We start from the raw sequence: 17,597 nt of genomic DNA on the forward strand, positions 1-17,597 counted from the left end.
TCTGTGGCTTCGATTCGACTTATTCAGGCGCGCTAGAAACCTTCGAGCACCACTTTTCCTATGGTGGTGCCGCTTTCTATGGCCTGATGCGCACGGCGCAGGTTGGCCGCGCTGATTTTGCCAAAATGTTCGCCAACGGGTGATTGCAGGCTGCCTTCCGCCACCCGTTGGGCGACTTCTTCAAGTACGGTTCGTTGCTGGCCGATGTCCGGAGTATCGAAAATCGGTCTGGTAAAGGCTGCTTCCGCATGCAATGACAGGCTTTTTGCCTTGAGAAGATTCACATCAATGCCATCGGGCTCGTCAATAAAGCCAATCCGCCCATAGGGCGCCGCAACAGCAGCCATGGCGGCAAACGCCTGGGGCGAGGTTCTCATGGAGAATATCCACTGTATGGGGCTCAGGCCCTGGTCAGTCAGGGTTTGGTCGAAGCCGCCATAATGCGACACGACATGGTGGGCCCCCATGCGGCGCACCCATGCTTCGCTTTCAGGCCGCGAAGCTGTGGCGATAACGGTAAGGTTTGTCAGGCGCCGGGCAAGCTGGATAGCCATGGTAGCTACACCGCCTGCGCCGCCAAATACCAGCAGGCGCTGCTGACCGCCCCCTGCTTGCTGGATGCCGAAGCGGTCGAACAACATGCCCCACGCCGTCAGCGAGGTAAGCGGCAAGCTGGCCGCAACGCTGAAACTCAGCCCTTCGGGCATGCGGCCCGCAATACGGGCATCCACCAGGTGGAATTCAGCATTGGCGCCGGAACGCAGCATATTGCCCGCGTACAGGACGCGGTCGCCTTTGGAAAAGCCGGATACTTCGCTGCCAACGGCCTCGACCACGCCTGCTGCATCCCAGCCCAGCACCCGTGGTTTGTCTGGCGAAGCCCGTTGCGCCCCACGCATTTTGATATCGCGCGGGTTCACGGCCACCGCCTCGACCCTGACCAGAAGATCGCCCGGCCCGGGCGTTGGAACAGGCAGATCGAGATCCACCAGCCCTTCCGCGCCCAACCCGGCCCGCTGCTCTACATACCCTACCGCCTTCATGTGTACTCCTGATTATTGAGGTGTTGGTTGAAACTGCCCATCCGGGCAGGATACTTATGCCACATGGAACCGTAGCGATGTTTAAACATCGCGTCCATACTTCCGAAGAAATTCCAGGTGCCTGAGCAATGTAACTGGCATCGAAAAACATGCCCGAAACGGGTATACTTAGTCGGAGAGTCTGGATGAACATACTGAAGAGAAAAGACTTTTCACGCTGGCAGCTGGAGGAAAAACTGCCTGATGAACTTCTATGCAGAGCCGTTCAGGAAATGAAGAACGGGCTGGTTGATGCCGACCTGGGCGGTCATCTTTATAAGAAACGGGTCGCCCGCCCGGGCTCAGGCAAACGAGGCGGTTACCGTACCGTTCTATCAGCCCGAATCGGCCACCGTTATGTGTTCCTGCACGGCTTTCCAAAAAACGATAAATCAGACATTGTGCCTACTGAAAAAAAAGCACTTCAATATGCAGGAAAAGTCTTTCTGGATCTTCCCACCGACGACCTGATAAAAGCCATACGGGCTGGCGTTCTTCTGGAGATACACTGTGACGAGCAAAATCATTGAGTCTTTGCGCGATGACATGACCGCGCTACACAAGGCCGGAGCCATCAACAAGGTAACGATGCGTGAATTCAACACAATCTGCCCTCTTCCGGTACGCGAATTCAGCGCCGATGACATCAAACGCTTGCGTGAGGCGCTGCATTTCAGCCAACCGGTATTTGCGCATCATCTTCACACCACGGCATCCACCATCCGCAAGTGGGAACAGGGCGACACCCGTCCTTCGGGTCCTGCCCTCAAGTTGTTGAACATTCTTGCCGACAAAGGCCTGCAGGCGATTATCTGACTGGCAGATCGCGCAATGCGTCACCTACGTAAATCATGTGCTCAAACGGCAAGGGGGTGTCGCCCACGTGAGCCAGAATGGTGTCCAGGGTGGCGCGGACCATGCGTTGCTGGTCGTACGACCCCGCATGCAAGACGATGGCGATGGGAGTATCAGCCGGGTAAGAGTGCTTCAGCTGCTGCACGACATCCGCCAGATTGGTTTTCATGGTGAAAAAGGCCAGTGTCGCGCGTGTGGCGGCCAGCCTGGGCAGGGCATCCGGGCCGTCGTAGTCATCGTTGGCCTGCTTGGCGATGGTAAGGGTGACCGACTGGCTTTCCAAACCATCGGTAATGTCCGTGGCCAGGACCGCATTGGCGGCATTGAAGCTGGAAATCCCGGGAATCACGACCGGGGCAAGGTCGCGGAACTCATTCATGAAGCCCGATTGCGGGCCATAAACGGTGGGGTCGCCGTAATCGAGCACCGCCACGGTTTTGCCTGCGGCAATGGCTGCACGGATAGTCCTGCGGGTAAAGGTTTCAAGAGCGGCGGCTTCTTCTTCAGACATATTGCGCCGCTGCATGGGCGTGAACATGCCATGCCCGACATCATGTATTTCCTTGCCCGCGAGCAGCTCGGCAAACAGGGCCTGCCGGGTGGGCGAGGCAAAGACGATATCCGCCCGCTGTATGGTTTTTTGGGCCTTGACCGTGATGTTGTCAGGGTCTCCGACGCCCACGCTGACCAGATAGAACGAACCTTTCTTCATGCGACCTCCAGAATTTCGCTTTTACACAGCTGGCAACGATAACGGCTGCAGCCCCCTGCCCCGGATTTTTCGGCGGCATTGCACACGGCACGCACCGACCCCAACCCCGCAATGTGGCTCGAAGCTGTCGTGCGCCTGCGGGATGCTTTCAGGAGCGCGCTTCATGGCCTGAATTTTCGAAGATGTCCTGTTGGCAGAACGGTGGTGTATTTGACCCTATCCAGAGCAAAGCTGGATCGGATACTGGCCACGCAAGGGATCTTTGTCAAACATTCCAGCAGTAATTCCTGATATTTCTTAAGGTCTTCGATCGCCACGCGCAACAGGAAGTCGGCCTCTCCGCTCATCAGGTAGCACTCCATCACCTCCGGGCGCTGCTCAATCGCACTGGTGAAGATTTCCAGCGATTCCTGATCCTGATTCTTCAGAGAGACGTGCACAAACACGTTGATATCCAGCCCCAGCTTCAGAGGATCAACCAGAACCACCGAGCCACGGATCACCCCGTTTTGCTTGAGGTCGGCTACCCGCCTGTAACAAGGTGAGGGAGAAAGCCCGATGCGATCGGCCAGTTCGGCATTGCTGATTTCGGCATTTTCCTGGAGCACATCAAGGATGCGTAGGCTGAACTCGTCAAGCGCAATATCCATAATAAGATAAATTAGCCTTATAAATAGCAATAAAAGATTAATTTACACTCTTTAGGCGAATAAACAAAGAAAATTAGGAAAGCTTTTCCCACACCAAACACATAGAATTTCTTTCAGGAGACATCTACCGTTCTATCCAAGGATTTTCACCATGAGCGCCGACATAGACCCCATAGAAACCAATGAATGGCTCGACGCGTTTGCGGCAGTCACTCAAGTCAGCGGCAGTGAGCGTGCGCAATACCTGCTGTCGCAGCTGGGCGAAGCGGCCCGCAACCATGGGGTATTCACGCAGAGCCAGCCTTTCTCCGCCTATCGCAACACCATTTCCCTGTCTAAACAGGGTAGCTACCCCGGCGACCTGGCGATGGAAGAGCGCATTACCTCCATCATGCGCTGGAATGCGCTGGCCATGGTGGTACGCGCCAACAAGGCGTTTGGCGAGCTGGGCGGGCACATTGCATCCTACGCATCAGCGGCCGAAATCTTCGAAACCGGCTTCAACCATTTTTTCCGCGCCCGCACCGACGATTTCGGCGGCGACCTCGTCTATTACCAGCCTCATTCCGCGCCAGGCATCTACGCCCGCGCCTTTCTGGAAGGCAGGCTTTCCGAAGCCCAGCTTGCCAATTACCGGCAGGAAGTCGGCGGCAACGGCCTGTGTTCCTACCCCCACCCCTGGCTGATGCCCGACTTCTGGCAAGTGCCCACTGGCTCGATGGGAATCGGGCCTCTGAATGCCGTCTACCAGGCCCGCTTCATGCGTTATCTGCAGGCGCGCGGCATGGCCAAGACCGAAGGCCGCCATGTGTGGGGCGTATTTGGCGATGGCGAGATGGATGAACCGGAATCGGTCGCCGGCCTGTCGCTCGCCGCGCGCGAGGGGTTGGACAACCTCACCTTCATCGTCAACTGCAATCTGCAGAGGCTGGACGGGCCGGTGCGGGGCAACGGCCAGATCATTCAAGAACTGGAATCGCTGTTTGTTGGCGCGGGCTGGAATGTCATCAAGGTGCTGTGGGGCAGCGAATGGGACAGCCTGTTCGCAAGCGATACCAACCATGTGCTGCTGCGCCGCTTTGCAGAAACCGTGGATGGCGAATACCAGAATCTGGGTTCCAAGGACGGCGATTACAACCGCCAGAAGTTCTTTGACGCCGACCCGGCGGCGCAGGCGCTGACCGCTCATCTGAGCGATGCCGAAATCCACGCGCTGAAGCGCGGCGGCCATGACTTTCGCAAGCTGTACGCCGCCTTCGCCGCAGCCAAGGCGCACAAGGGCCGCCCGACCGTCATTCTCGCCAAGACCAAGAAAGGCTATGGCATGGGCAATGCCGGTGAAAGCCGGATGACGGCCCACCAGTCGAAGAAGCTGAATCTGGATGCGCTGGTGGCGTTTCGCGATCGCTTCAACCTGCCGCTATCCATGCAGGATCTCGAAGAACTGAAGTTCTACAAACCCGCCGAAGATAGCCCGGAGATGCGCTATCTACGCGAGCGCCGGGCGGCACTGGGCGGCGTCTTGCCTGCCCGGACCCGCAAGGCGCCGACAGGTAGCACCCCCACCGTGCCGACCCTGCCGGTTTACGCCAAGTTCGCGCTGGAAGCCGGTGGCAAGGAAATGTCCACCACCATGGCCTGTGTGCGCATGATGGGCGCACTGCTCAAGGACAAGGCTTTGGGGCCCACGATTGTTCCGATTGTCGCGGATGAAGCGCGCACCTTCGGCATGGACAATCTGTTCCGCCAGATTGGCATCTATGCGCCGCAAGGCCAGCTGTATCAGCCTGAAGATGCCGACTCCTTGTTGTTCTACAAGGAAGCCAAGGACGGCCAGTTGCTGGAAGAAGGCATTACCGAAGCGGGCGCAATATCTTCCTGGGCGGCGGCGGCGACCTCGTACAGCATTCATGGCACGCCCATGTTGCCGATGTATATCTATTACTCGATGTTCGGCTTCCAGCGGGTGGGCGACCTGATCTGGGCGGCGGCAGATCAACGCTCGCGCGGTTTTTTATTCGGCGCAACCGCGGGGCGCACCACGCTTTCCGGAGAAGGCTTGCAGCACCAGGATGGCAGCAGCCATGTGATGGCCGCCACGGTTCCCAACTGCCGCGCCTACGACCCGGCCTATGCTTACGAGCTTGCGGTGCTGATGGATTACGGCATGCGGCGCATGATGGCGGAAGAACGCGACGAGTTTTTCTACCTGACCGTGATGAACGAGAACTACGCCCAGCCCGACATGCCGGAAGGCTGCAGAGAAGGCATCATCAAGGGCTTGTACCGCCTCGGGCAGCGCGGCCAGGGGCCGGAACGCCTGCGGCTGATCGGCTCTGGCGCCATTCTGAACGAAGTGATCGCGGCGGCGGATATGCTGCATGACGAGTTCGGGATCAGCAGCGAGATATTTTCGGCGACCAGCTTCCCTGAACTGGCCCGCGAGGCACAGGCCGTGGAACGCAATAACCGCCTGAGCTGCGCCGCCACACCAGCACTGTCTCACGTAGAAACATTGTTGCCCGGAACCGCGCCTGTCATCGTCGCCACGGATTATGTGCGCGCCCTGCCCCAGATGATTGCCCCGTGGGTCAGAGGCCGTTTGGTGGCCCTGGGCACGGATGGCTTCGGGCGCTCCGACCAGCGCGGCGTGCTGCGCGCCTTCTTCGAAGTTGACCGCAATTCCATTGCCTTTGCCGCCGTGGAAGCCGCCGTGCGGGAAGGCTGGGCGGAATCGTCGCTCATGCGGCAAGCCGCCGAGAGCTTGGGTATCAACGCAAAGCGCCCAGCGCCATGGACGCTGTAGGCAGGACGGGGGCCGACTTGTCTGGCCCAGCCCTCTTTCCAATGGATCGCTACTGGACCATGCATGGCCAAGAAGATACGGCAGCGCATGGGCCTCAAGCTTGGCCGCATTCGACCAACGAGTCGCACACCTGCGAGGTACCGCCAGCATTTCTGTTTGATTTCATTGGTGCCCGGGACCGGAATCGAACCGGTACGCTCAAAGAGCGAGGGATTTTAAGTCCCTTGTGTCTACCTATTCCACCACCCGGGCGATGGGTGTGCCGCAATAAAGAACTTTGGCTCGTTGCCAAAACATGCGTTTTCCCGGAAATGAAAGCCATCCGGGAAAACGCATGATTATAGAGCACTTGCTGAAAACCAGCTTAAATGGGGACAGACCCCATTTTGCGGGAAAACGCAAGATTATAAAGCACTTGCAGCCCGAAAGCTTACATCTAGCTTAAATGGGGACAGACCCCATTTTTAGCTGACAAACAGCTTAAACCGGGTCAGACCCCTGAGCTTCGATGCCGCCAATGGCTTTGATCGACAGGCGCAGGCGGCCTTTGTCGTCGGCTTCGATGACCTTGAAGCGCACGATCTGACCGACCTTCAGCACATCGTTGATGTTGGCGATGCGGTAGTTGGCGATTTCAGAGATGTGCAACAGGCCGTCGCGGCCCGGCAGCACTTGGACGATGGCGCCGAAATCCAGCAGGCGCAGGACGGGGCCTTCGTACTCAGTGCCGACTTCGACGTCAGCGGTGAGTTCCTTGATGCGGCGCTCGGCTTCGCGGGCTTTGTCGAGATCGGCGCTGGCGATGGTGATGTTGCCATCGTCGCTGATGTCGATCTGCGTGCCGGTTTCTTCGGTCAGGGAACGAATGGTGGCGCCACCCTTGCCGATCACATCGCGGATTTTCTCGGGGTTGATCTTCAGGGTCAGCATGCGTGGAGCGAATTCCGAAAGCTCATTGCGAGAGCCTTCGATGGCCGCGCGCATGGCTTCGAGAATATGCAAGCGGCCTTCGCGGGCCTGAGCCAGCGCTACCTGCATGATTTCTTTGGTAATGCCCTGGATCTTGATATCCATCTGCAAGGCGGTGATGCCGTTGACCGTGCCTGCCACCTTGAAGTCCATATCGCCCAGGTGATCTTCATCGCCCAGGATGTCGGTCAGCACAGCGAACTTGCCGCCGTCTTTGATCAGACCCATGGCCACACCGGCGACGTGATCACCGACCGGCACACCCGCGTCCATCATGGCCAGGCTGCCGCCGCATACCGAAGCCATCGATGAAGAACCGTTGGATTCGGTAATTTCCGACACCACGCGAATGGTGTATTGGAAGTCGTCAGGTGCGGGAAGCAAGGGGCTCAGAGCACGCTTTGCCAGGCGACCGTGACCAATCTCGCGGCGCTTGGGCGCACCGAAACGGCCGGTTTCACCAGTGGAGAACGGCGGGAAGTTGTAATGCAGCATGAAGCGATCACGATATTCGCCCATGATGGAGTCGATGATCTGCTCGTCTTGCTTGGTGCCCAGCGTGGCGGCAACCAGCGCCTGGGTTTCGCCGCGTGTGAACAAGGCGCTGCCGTGCGCACGAGGCAGCACGCCCAGACGGATTTCGATGGGGCGAACTGTACGGGTGTCGCGGCCATCAATACGGGGCTCGCCGTTCAGAATCTGGCCACGAACAATTTCGCCTTCCAGGCCAAACAGAATGTTATCGACTTCGACTGCGTCGGGGGCGTCTTCGCCCTTGGCAGCGGCGTGCTCAGCCAGTTTCGTCTTAACGTCGGCATAAACCGTGCGCAGAGCATCTGTGCGCTGCTGCTTGCTACGGATTTGGTAGGCAGCAGCCAGAGGCTCACGAGCTGCAGCGGTAACCGCTGTAATGAGCGCGTCGTTACGGGCAGGCGGTTGCCAGTCCCATTCGGGTTTGCCGGCTTCAGCAACGAGGTCGTGAATGGCGTTGATGGCGGCCTGCATCTGTTCGTGGCCAAACATCACACCACCCAGCATGACTTCTTCAGAAAGCTGGCGAGCTTCGGATTCAACCATCAGCACCGCGTCTTCCGTGCCTGCCACCACCAGTTCCATGTCGGACTTCGGCATTTGCGAAGCGGTAGGGTTCAGCACGTATTGGCCGTCGATATAACCCACGCGTGCGGCGCCAATGGGGCCGTTGAAAGGGATGCCGGAAATTGCCAGAGCAGCCGATGCGCCAATCATGGCGGGGATGTCGGGATCGATTTCCGGATTAACGGACACCACATGCAGGATGACCTGTACTTCGTTGTAGAAACCTTCGGGGAACAGTGGACGCAGCGGACGGTCGATCAGGCGTGCCGTGAGGATTTCTTTTTCGGAAGGACGGCCTTCACGCTTGAAAAAACCACCAGGGATACGACCTGCAGCATAGGTTTTTTCAGTGTAATCGACGGTCAGAGGGAAAAAATCTTGGCCCGGCTTGGCGTTCTTGGCGCCCACCACGGTCGCAAGTACGCAAGTATCGTCTACGGAGACCAGCACGGCACCCGACGCCTGGCGAGCAATCTCACCGGTTTCCAGCGTCACAGTGTGCTGACCGTACTGAAACGATTTGCTCACTTTATTGAACATTGTTTTTCCTTACAAAATAAAAAAACCGCGGACACCACGATAAGAATCGCGGCGCCCACGGTTGTCTCTCGGGGAACTGGCCCCGGGTATCACTTACGCAGACCGAGTTTTTCGATCAGGCTGCGGTAGGAGTCTGGGTTACGACCCTTGAGGTAGTCCAGCAGCTTGCGGCGGCGGCTGACCATGCGCAGCAGGCCGCGGCGGGAGTGGTGATCTTTCTTGTGTGCTTTGAAGTGCTCAGTGAGCTCGTTGATACGTGCGGTGAGCAATGCTACTTGCACTTCGGGGGAACCTGTATCGCCTTGCGCGCGTTGGAATTGCGAAACGATTTCGGATTTGTTGATATCGGTAACTGCCATTTTTATAAACCTCAGAAGAGACTTGCGCCAAGGTCGAGGCGCCCGGGCGTGCGTGAAAAGGGGCAATTATACACTGCCACGCGCAATATCGCGCAGGGATCTTACATTGTTTGCACATAAGCTACGCAGTGCAAAGTGGCGGCAAGCCGGGCAAGTTTTAAATGTCGCCCTGCCAAGGTTGTGGTGCAACGTTGGCCGATGCGCTCGGGGCGCTTCACCCGCCACTGGCGCGGGGCACTAAGTTCGATGAAAATGGAAGTGTATTCAGCTTTACTTTCTCGCCACAAGGAGCCAACCATGCCCGCATCGCCCCTCTTGTATTCTCCCTTAAAAAGGTTGCGCCCCGCACGTTTCGCTTTAATCGTTACAACCGCCTTGGTACTGAGTGCCTGCTCCAGCATGCACGACATTCCTCCAGGCGCTTCAATGGCTGAGGTCCAGGCTCGTTACGGCGCCCCCACTGTGGAATGCCCACTTCCAGATGGGTCACGCGCTGCGGTATGGAGCACCCAACCCATGGGGCAATACGCCTGGGCCACTAAAATTGCGCCGGACGGCACGGTCGGCCCCGTAGAACAAATACTAACGGACAGCGAATTCCGTAAAGTGGAAATCGGCGTCTGGGACACAGAGCGCCTGCGTTGCACATTCGGTTTTCCGGCAGAAATCAAGCAGGTCGGCCTGCCCAGCGTGCGCCAGACTGTGTGGAGCTATCGCTACAAAGAAGCAGGAACCTGGAATTCACTCATGCACGTGTACATCTCTGACGACGGCATTGTGCAGCGCCTGCACCCCGGCCCCGACCCCCTGTTCGACAGGGAGCTCTGGCCGTTCTTGTAAAAGTTTTGTGCTTTACTGCTTATCGGAAGGCGTCTGGCCCGAGCTTGTGTGGTCAGTCGCCCCGCTCTCACTGCGCGAGCGGGTGAGTTGCCGGGCGCGCCGCCAGCGCCAGGCCATGATGAACCAGCCCGACAGGCCGTAGATGACAAACATGCCAAACAACACCAGAGGTGGGTCGGCCGACACGGAAACGAACACGGCCACCAGCACCAGCATGACCCAGAAAGGCACGCTGCGCCTCAGCGCAAAAGATTTACCACTGTAAAACGGTGCGTTGCTGACCATGGCCACACCGGCATAGACAGTCAGAACAAAGCCCACCCAGGGCACCACATTGGCTGAAAACGTGAATTTGTTATCCACTGCAAGCCAGACAAAACCCGCCACCAGCGCTGCCGCTGCCGGGCTGGGCAGGCCTTGGAAAAAGCGTTTATCTACAACCGCAATATTGATATTAAAACGCGCCAGCCGCAGCGCTGCTCCCACCACATAGACGAAAGCAGCCAGCCAGCCCCAGCGGCCCAGGCCCTGCAAGGCCCACACGTACATAACAAGCGCCGGCGCCATGCCAAAGGAAATCATGTCGGCCAGGGAGTCGTATTGCTCGCCAAAGGCCGACTGTGTATTAGTGAGCCGCGCCACACGCCCATCCATGCCGTCGAATACCAGAGCCAGGAAGATGGCGATAGCGGCCATTTCGAAGCGCCCGTTCATGGCCTGAACTACCGCAAAAAAACCGGCAAACAGGTTGGCAGTGGTGAAAGCGTTGGGCAACAGGTAGATGCCGCGACGCCGTTTAATTTCTTCGGGCGGTAGGTTGTTCTGCATAGGCTTAGCTTTGTTGTTCAAGAACAGCTGCAGGAAGATCGGCCAGCGTGGTGCTGGTGGCCTGCACTTTGTCGCCGATAGCCACACGCGGCCGCGAACCCGGCGGCAGATAGACATCGACCCGTGAACCAAAGCGGATAAAGCCGTAACGCTGGCCAGCGTAGAGCGCATCGCCCGGCTTGGCATAACAAAGGATGCGCTTGGCAACCAGCCCTGCTACCTGCACTGCCGTCACCACATGGCCTTCAGGCGTACGCACGACCATGGCATTACGTTCGTTTTCAAGCGAGGCTTTATCCAATGCCGCATTGAAAAACTTGCCGGCGAAGTAGTTCACTGACACCACGGTGCCTTTGACCGGTGCGCGGTTGGAGTGAACGTTGAATACGTTCATAAACACGCTGATCTTAATGGCCTCGCGGTTGGCGTAGGGGTCGTGTACTTCCTCTACAGCCACAATGCGGCCATCTGCCGGCGACAGAACGGCAAGCTCGCCTTCAGGCGCCACGCGTGCAGGGTCGCGGAAAAACTGCAGCACAAACAGTGACAGCAGCCAGAAAATAATAGACACACCTGGCCACCAGATGGAAACCAGGACGGAAATAATGACGATACCGGCCAAGAAAGGCCAGCCTTCGCGCGCAATAAGCGGATGGGGGTAAGGTGGTTTATTCATCGTGGGCCAAAGAATAACCGAAATGCTAACGCCATAGCATGCGTTCAGAGGAATACGACCAGCGGCACATGTGCATGCATGGGGTGTGCCTGCACATGGGCGGCCGTGCCGTAGACCTGCTGTAACAGCCCGGGCAGGAGCACCTCTTGCGGGGAGCCGCAGGCCAAAACGCCGCCATCGGCCATCAAGGCCAGGCGATCACAGTATAAAGCGGCCAGATTGACATCGTGCAACACGACCAGCACCCCTGCTCCGGCCTGGGTGGCGGCTTGCCGCGCCGCACGCAGCAGGCCATGCTGGTGCGCCGGATCAAGACTGGACGACGGCTCATCCAGCAACAGATAGCAGCCTGAACCGCCCGCTCGGGAAGCCGCCAGCACCTGAGCCAGGGTGCGCGCAAACTGTACACGCTGCTGTTCGCCGCCAGATAATTCCAGATAGCGACGTTCCCACAAATGCCCAATATCCGCCTGAGCAATGGCTTCATCCAGCAGCGCCTGACACGCTTGCCTATCCAGCTCTGGAAAGGGATACAAGCCCATGGAAACGACTTCCTCCACGGCCAGATCGAAAATCAGTTCCGGGTTTTGCGGCAACACGGCCCGCAGGCGAGACAGTTCCGGCACGGTCAGCTCGACAATTGATCGACCATTGACCAAGACAGGGCATTCCCGATGGAGTGAGGAGTCTATGGCCAGCTCCCCCGCCAGCGTGGACAACAAAGTGGATTTCCCTGCCCCGTTTGCCCCGAGAATGCCGACCATTTCTCCACGGCCCACGGCAAGCGAGACATTGTTCAGAACACGCTTGCGCCCCCGCATGACAGAAAGATGATGGCAGTACAGACCGGAAGCGGCAGGGCGATTTGACACAACATTCATAGCGCGAACCCGTGAAGGAAAACATCAGACCCGTGAGCGGCGCGCCGTCAGCAACAACCACAGGAAGAATGGCCCACCGATCAGGCTGGTGACTAGGCCAATGGGGAGTTCAGCCGGAATCACGGCAATGCGGGCCAGCCAATCAGCCAGTACCAATAGCAAGGCGCCCCCTACCGCAGACACCAGCAGCATGTAACGATGATGCGCCCCCAACACCATGCGTACCAAATGCGGCACCACTAAGCCGACGAATCCGATTCCCCCGGTCACCGCCACCAAAGGCCCGATCACCAGGGCGATAACTATCATCAACTTGCGACGCAAGGGTTTGATGGCATACCCCAGGTGCGCCGCTTCCCGCTCGCCCAGCAACAAGGCGTTCAGCCCTTTCCATTGCATGCAAAGCCAAGCCAACCAGAACACGCTCCACGGCGCCAGCCATGCCGTGATTTGCCAGGTCGCCCCCGCCAGACTTCCCATGCTCCAGAACGTCAGGTCTCGCAACTGGCGATCATCCGCAGCATAGGTGAACAAGCCAATGGCGCTGCCAGCTATCGCATTTACTGCGATACCGGCAAGCAACAAACCCGCCATCCCCGGATAACGCCTGCCCAACAGGTAGGCCAGCAATGTGGCGAGCAGGCTGCCGACAAATGCAGCACCGGCAATGACCAGAAAGCCACCGGTGGTCAGGACGATGGCGGAAACAGCGCCCAGTGCGCCGCCCGAGGAAATCCCTACCAGGCCCGGCTCAGCCAGCGGGTTGCGGAACAAGGCCTGCATGGCCACGCCCGTCACCGCCAAAGACGCCCCCACCACGGCGCTGAAAAGTACGCGGGGAAGCCGAATTTCAAGAAAGACCTGCCTGAGAATTTGCGGTGTATCTTCGGTCGAGCCCGACAAAATGGCAGGCAGGAGACGCCAAGGAATCTCCACCGCACCGCTCATAGCAGCCATGAGCAGCGCCGCCACCAATGCCGCGCTCAGCCCCACCAAAACCAGGAGCGATTTGCGCGTGCGTCGGCTCAGCATTCGCCAGCCGCCGAACCATAAGGACTGCTGTACCCCCTGCATGGCCATGACTAGAAAGGATGGCGCAGCAATGCAACCGCCTCAGCGACGCGCGGCCCCATGCCCAACAGCAGCAGATCATCTATGGCAACGATACGGCCGGCCTTTGCGGCGGGGGTTGCAGCGATGCCCGGATGCGCGGAGAATTCCGCCAAGCCGCCTGCACTTTCGGCTGAAGCTTCGGTCGTGAAAATGACATCGGGGGCCAGCGCCGCCAGGGCTTCGGAAGACAGCGGCTTATACCCCTTCATGGCGTCCGCTACGTTCTGCAAGCCTGCCAGCTGGAGCAAAGCGTCTGCGGAGGTATCGGCACCGGCCGACAGCAAGGGGCCGCCCCGATGCAGGATCACCATGGCCCGCCGATACTCCGGCTCCACGCCTGCCACGGCATCCAGGGACGCCCGAATGCGGGTTTGCAGGCTTTCACCTTCTGCCTGCACACCTAACGCCTCCGCCACGGCCTGCACCCGTTTAAAAAGCGATTCGATTCCGGGCTGATCCGGCACGGTCACGGTTTTTACACCCATGGCCTGCAAGCGTTCCAGCACTTCTGGCGGCCCCGCATTCTCGGAGGCAATCAGCAGATCGGGTTGCTGAGACAGAATGCCTTCGAGAGAGAGGTTGCGATAATAGCCAACGCTAGGCAGCTCAGTCGCCTCCTTAGGATAGAGACTTGAAGCGTCATCCGCCACCAGGCGCTCCCCCTCACCCAGGGCATAGATAATCTCCGTGACGCTGCCCCCCAGGCTGACAACACGCTCACCTGCAACAGCCAGCGGCGACAGCAACAGGATGGCGAGGACCACACTCACGCGGAACATCATGCCGCCAGTGGAATCGGACAATAGCTTTCTAGTAAAGCGCGCCATTGCGGAAGCTCCGGTATACCTGGTTTACGAACACCAAAAAACTGCACAATCATTTCACCTTGTTCGGAAAAACATTCCAATGAGGTGACCCAGCCATCGACGGTGGGCTTATTGACCACCCACGCGCTATGAATCGCCTGGGTGTTCAAATGAAGATTGAAGTGCGGCTCGAGTACGTTGAACCATGGCCCGGTGCGCAGCACTTTCTTGACTGGCCCGGAATGAATCTGGATCATGCCGTGGTTACCCACGAAACACATGAAAGGAATATCGGCTTCTGCCACATCATTTAGCATGCGCTCGGCAGTTTCGACAGGTACCTGTTGTGCAAGGTCGGCCCCCACATCGCGCAAGGCGGTCAGGCGTTCAACCTTGTGACGCTTCAACAAGCCGAAGAATTCGTGGGTATCCTGCATGGCCAGCCATTCGTCCCGCAAGGCGTCGGGGGCCTGGGCCAGTGTTTCCTCCGAGCTGGGCTGCAGGGCTTCGAGCTCCGGCCATACAGGCTGCGGCTCGGTGAAGCGGCTGAGCAGATCCTCCCACGCCGCTTCGTCGGATTCGGGCGTTAAATACACCTTGTGCACCGGCATGCCTGCACGATCAAAAAACTGCAGCGACTTGCGGCCGCCACTTTCAACCGCCCACGTATGCGCCCAATCGGTAAAGAACATACGCAGGTCGATATCCGGCCCCAATACGATGCCCATGCTTTTGCCGGCTCGAATATCCTCGTAGCGGCCATGGCGCTCGTGCACACAATGCTCGTTACGCGTCAGGGCCATGACACGCCCGAGAGACCCGAGCTCGCGGAATATATCCTGAGGCGGCGTACGCAATGGCGTGGCCTTGATATCGCCCACCTGGGCAGCTACTAATTCCAGTTCAGAAACCCCCAGGCTGTCCGCCAGATTGCGGATACGTGCTTTGGGCTGTTGCTCAACAGCCGCCTGATATTGTTTGCGCAACGCTACGGCGCGGTCGTGATTTTCCATTGTTATAAGAATCCATATGATAATGCGAATCGTTGTTGTTAATAGTACCGTGAACTCGCTAGTGAGTCGAGCACATGCACGTCATCAATACTGATAGCTGAGGGAAATGCGAAAGCTTCGGCCCGGTTCTGTGTAATAGTCGACGGGAGCGGAGTCTCTGCCGCCTGTACTGACATTCAACGCATTCCAATAAGTTTTATCAAAAACGTTGTAGACACCGGCCTGCAACTTCATGCCTTTGACGGCCTGTGGCGCCCACCAGGCAGAAAGGTCGAGCAAACCGTAGCCCGGCGCCTGAAAATCCGTTTCAGGGTGGGTGACCTTGTTGCGATGACGCGCCAGCGTGGTGACGGCTTCGGCCCCCCATTGCTGCTGGCGGTAACCCACCCCAACAATGGCACGCAGCGGTGCGACGGAGTTGATGTATTCGTTTGTATCCTGATCGCGCCCATGGGCCCAAGCGACGCTGCCCCAGGTGTACCAGTGATTGTTAAATGCCCACTGCCCGGAAAGTTCCGCGCCATAGATACGCACACGGGAACGGTTGGCATAGCCCCTGACCCCCATGGGGTAAGCACTCCATTCGGGCCTCCATTCCGGCGAATTCTCGGTCAGCGCCACGTCGCTGTCGATAAAATCGCGGTAACGGTTTTCAAATACGGCCAATTGCAGGCCGCGCCGCGCATTACCGTATTCCAGCCCCAGCTCCCAGCCGCGGCTGACTTCGGGCCGCAAGTTGGGGTTACCCGTCACAAGGTAGCCGGCCGGCCCCCCAAAGCTCATATACAGTTGGGTGCTGCTGGGCGCTTTAAAGCCATAGCCATACTTGGCGTACAGGCTCAGGTTATCCGCGGGTTTCGCTTTCAACATAAACGACGGAGAGAAGCGCCCGCCACTGCTTCGACTCAGGCTGACGTAATCCGCATTCGGGTTGTTTGCATTAAAGCCCCCTGTGTCAGGGCTGTAACGGTAGTGGTCGTAGCGCAAAGCGGGGACAGCCGCATAACGCCCATCCGCCCAGGAAATTTCATCTTGCAGCCAAAGTGCGTACGTATTGCCTTTGGTCGCCGCAATGTCCTGCTGGTTCGTATGCAAAAGATCGCAGCTGCGCGGGCCGAACGTGCTTGAAGCCCAGCCAGGCACCGGCGCCAAGTTGGCGGGGCAATTATCGTAACCCGACGCATTTTGCTCGCTGCGACTGCTATACCATTCCGCCCCCATAGACCAGCGGTGTGTCAGGTTGGCCGTTGCCAGGGTGCCGCCCCATTCCCCCACCACCCCATGGCTTCGTTCCTGGATATGGTTGTCGCGCCCGTAAGGGCCGTAGGGGAAGGCATAACCATAGGGGGCAAGAAACGGGATATTCCCCCTGCCATCCCGCCTGCGCGTCGCACCCTGGTTTTCATCGAGCTGGCTTTTTTGCCAGTAAGCTTTGAAATCCGCATACTCAAGAGCAGCCTGCTCTTTGCTGGAGCGATACGCCCACCCGGCCCAAACTCGTTCGCGTTTCTGCTCCACCCGGGTCTCATTCATACCCTCGAAAAAAGAGGTGCCCGTTCCTTGGGTCCTCATATTGTCTATGTCGCGCCTCGACTGAAAGGATTCGCCCGACAAAGTAAGCTGATGCTCGGCATTGAGTTCGTGCTGCAGCTTGAGCAGAAGGTTGTGCTGGCGTGTATTTTCGGGGTTGGTTTTATCGCGTGCGCTACCATACCCACCGATTGTCCCCATATTCTCCAGTTCGTGGCCGCGACGCAGCCCGGCCTGAAACAGCCACTTGGTACTTTGATTCGGCAAGCGGCCTGCCAAAGCCATACGCCCATCCCAGCCTTCATCGCTGGAGTCATAACCCGTCTTCAACAAAGCGCCGAAGTCTTGCCCCGGTGGCAGTAGGTCATCAGGCTGCAACGTGCGCAGGTTGAGGTAGCCGGTCAGTGAACCTGAAGACACCGCGCCAACGCCGCCCACCAGATCCACAGAGGAAAGGCTGCCAAAATCAACTGAGCTTAGGCCGCCCTGCACGCCTCTCGCACCGTCGGTCAGCCAAGGCAAGCGTATGCCGTCGATGCGTGTGCTGACGCGGTCGCCATCCATGCCGCGCACATTCACGCTATCCGAGCCACGGTTGAAATTCACGGCCGCGCTACCGCGTCGCCCGAAGTCCTCCCAGCTTTCGATGCTGCGATCATCAAGTTCCGTGCGTGTGACGCGCGTGCTGCCTTCAGGCAGCGGTGCAAGCGCGTCACCCTGCACTTCGATCACCCCAAGCTGCGAGACCGCAGCTTGGTCGCTGACTTGTTGCGCTAGCGTAGTGGCTGACACCACAGTTAGCAGCGCACCGCCCAAGACCCCGGACGTTCTTTTCATGA

General features: G+C 58.4%; 17 protein-coding genes and 1 tRNA gene. 4 read left to right on the forward strand and 14 right to left on the reverse strand.

Annotated features, from left to right (window positions below; translation table 11 throughout):
* Positions 1 to 32 precede the first annotated feature (32 nt).
* The gene (locus VRY85_RS06165; protein WP_414597736.1) at positions 33 to 1,043 is read right to left on the reverse strand and encodes a zinc-binding alcohol dehydrogenase family protein; all 1,011 of its coding nucleotides are present in this window, start codon (positions 1,041 to 1,043) and stop codon (positions 33 to 35) included.
* A gap of 185 nt (positions 1,044 to 1,228) precedes the next feature.
* Between VRY85_RS06165 and VRY85_RS06170 the strand changes: the two genes are divergently transcribed.
* Together VRY85_RS06170 and VRY85_RS06175 are read left to right on the forward strand one after the other, a co-directional pair.
* A complete protein-coding gene (locus VRY85_RS06170; protein WP_414597911.1) occupies positions 1,229 to 1,612 on the forward strand; it encodes a type II toxin-antitoxin system RelE/ParE family toxin in 384 nt (127 codons plus the stop codon).
* A 16-nt stretch (positions 1,613 to 1,628) separates the two neighbouring features.
* Positions 1,629 to 1,898, forward strand: a complete 270-nt coding sequence (locus VRY85_RS06175; protein WP_414597912.1) for a helix-turn-helix domain-containing protein — start codon at positions 1,629 to 1,631, stop codon at positions 1,896 to 1,898.
* Here the strand turns inward: VRY85_RS06175 and VRY85_RS06180 are convergent.
* Positions 1,891 to 2,649, reverse strand: coding sequence for an SAM-dependent methyltransferase (locus VRY85_RS06180; RefSeq protein WP_414597737.1), 759 nt, complete (start codon positions 2,647 to 2,649; stop codon positions 1,891 to 1,893). The genes VRY85_RS06175 and VRY85_RS06180 overlap by 8 nt on opposite strands.
* 161 nt (positions 2,650 to 2,810) lie before the next feature.
* Positions 2,811 to 3,299 (reverse strand): Lrp/AsnC family transcriptional regulator, encoded by a 489-nt coding sequence (locus VRY85_RS06185; protein WP_414597738.1) that lies wholly within the window; start codon positions 3,297 to 3,299, stop codon positions 2,811 to 2,813.
* Between the two features lie 151 nt (positions 3,300 to 3,450).
* On the opposite strand from VRY85_RS06185, the gene mdeB reads away from it, so the two are divergent.
* Entirely contained in the window at positions 3,451 to 6,105 is a 2,655-nt protein-coding gene (gene mdeB, locus VRY85_RS06190) for an alpha-ketoglutarate dehydrogenase (protein WP_414597739.1), read from the forward strand.
* A gap of 166 nt (positions 6,106 to 6,271) precedes the next feature.
* Here the strand turns inward: mdeB and VRY85_RS06195 are convergent.
* From VRY85_RS06195 to VRY85_RS06210, 4 genes are all read right to left on the reverse strand, one after another.
* Positions 6,272 to 6,357: transfer RNA gene (locus tag VRY85_RS06195), tRNA-Leu, on the reverse strand.
* Positions 6,358 to 6,585: 228 nt separating this feature from the next.
* Positions 6,586 to 8,712, reverse strand: coding sequence for a polyribonucleotide nucleotidyltransferase (gene pnp / locus VRY85_RS06200; RefSeq protein WP_414597740.1), 2,127 nt, complete (start codon positions 8,710 to 8,712; stop codon positions 6,586 to 6,588).
* Positions 8,713 to 8,801: 89 nt separating this feature from the next.
* Positions 8,802 to 9,071, reverse strand: coding sequence for a 30S ribosomal protein S15 (gene rpsO, locus VRY85_RS06205; RefSeq protein ID WP_414597741.1), 270 nt, complete (start codon positions 9,069 to 9,071; stop codon positions 8,802 to 8,804).
* A gap of 101 nt (positions 9,072 to 9,172) precedes the next feature.
* Positions 9,173 to 9,472 (reverse strand): hypothetical protein, encoded by a 300-nt coding sequence (locus VRY85_RS06210; protein WP_414597742.1) that lies wholly within the window; start codon positions 9,470 to 9,472, stop codon positions 9,173 to 9,175.
* A 25-nt stretch (positions 9,473 to 9,497) separates the two neighbouring features.
* On the opposite strand from VRY85_RS06210, the gene VRY85_RS06215 reads away from it, so the two are divergent.
* Positions 9,498 to 9,911, forward strand: coding sequence for a hypothetical protein (locus tag VRY85_RS06215; protein ID WP_414597743.1), 414 nt, complete (start codon positions 9,498 to 9,500; stop codon positions 9,909 to 9,911).
* A gap of 12 nt (positions 9,912 to 9,923) precedes the next feature.
* Here VRY85_RS06215 and pssA read toward each other — a convergent pair whose 3' ends face one another.
* From pssA to VRY85_RS06250, 7 genes are all read right to left on the reverse strand, one after another.
* Positions 9,924 to 10,739 carry a CDP-diacylglycerol--serine O-phosphatidyltransferase gene (pssA, locus tag VRY85_RS06220; protein ID WP_414597744.1) on the reverse strand — a complete coding sequence of 272 codons (816 nt, stop codon included), beginning with the start codon at positions 10,737 to 10,739 and terminating at the stop codon, positions 9,924 to 9,926.
* 4 nt (positions 10,740 to 10,743) lie between these two features.
* The gene (locus VRY85_RS06225) at positions 10,744 to 11,415 is read right to left on the reverse strand and encodes a phosphatidylserine decarboxylase (RefSeq protein ID WP_414597745.1); all 672 of its coding nucleotides are present in this window, start codon (positions 11,413 to 11,415) and stop codon (positions 10,744 to 10,746) included.
* Between the two features lie 44 nt (positions 11,416 to 11,459).
* Complete coding sequence (locus VRY85_RS06230; RefSeq protein WP_414597746.1) at positions 11,460 to 12,296, reverse strand: heme ABC transporter ATP-binding protein; 837 nt, start codon at positions 12,294 to 12,296, stop codon at positions 11,460 to 11,462.
* 24 nt (positions 12,297 to 12,320) lie between these two features.
* On the reverse strand, positions 12,321 to 13,328 hold the full coding sequence (locus tag VRY85_RS06235) for a FecCD family ABC transporter permease (protein WP_414597747.1): 1,008 nt from the start codon (positions 13,326 to 13,328) through the stop codon (positions 12,321 to 12,323).
* A gap of 50 nt (positions 13,329 to 13,378) precedes the next feature.
* Positions 13,379 to 14,212 carry a heme/hemin ABC transporter substrate-binding protein gene (locus VRY85_RS06240; protein ID WP_414597748.1) on the reverse strand — a complete coding sequence of 278 codons (834 nt, stop codon included), beginning with the start codon at positions 14,210 to 14,212 and terminating at the stop codon, positions 13,379 to 13,381.
* Positions 14,188 to 15,228: a hemin-degrading factor gene (locus tag VRY85_RS06245; protein ID WP_414597749.1), complete on the reverse strand. Its 1,041-nt coding sequence runs from the start codon at positions 15,226 to 15,228 to the stop codon at positions 14,188 to 14,190. Before VRY85_RS06245 ends, VRY85_RS06240 begins: the two co-directional genes overlap by 25 nt.
* A gap of 84 nt (positions 15,229 to 15,312) precedes the next feature.
* On the reverse strand, positions 15,313 to 17,595 hold the full coding sequence (locus tag VRY85_RS06250) for a TonB-dependent hemoglobin/transferrin/lactoferrin family receptor (RefSeq protein ID WP_414597750.1): 2,283 nt from the start codon (positions 17,593 to 17,595) through the stop codon (positions 15,313 to 15,315).
* Positions 17,596 to 17,597 lie beyond the last annotated feature (2 nt).

It is taken from the genome of Achromobacter sp. F4_2707, from assembly GCF_047501535.1.
Lineage (GTDB): Bacteria > Pseudomonadota > Gammaproteobacteria > Burkholderiales > Burkholderiaceae_B > Yanghanlia.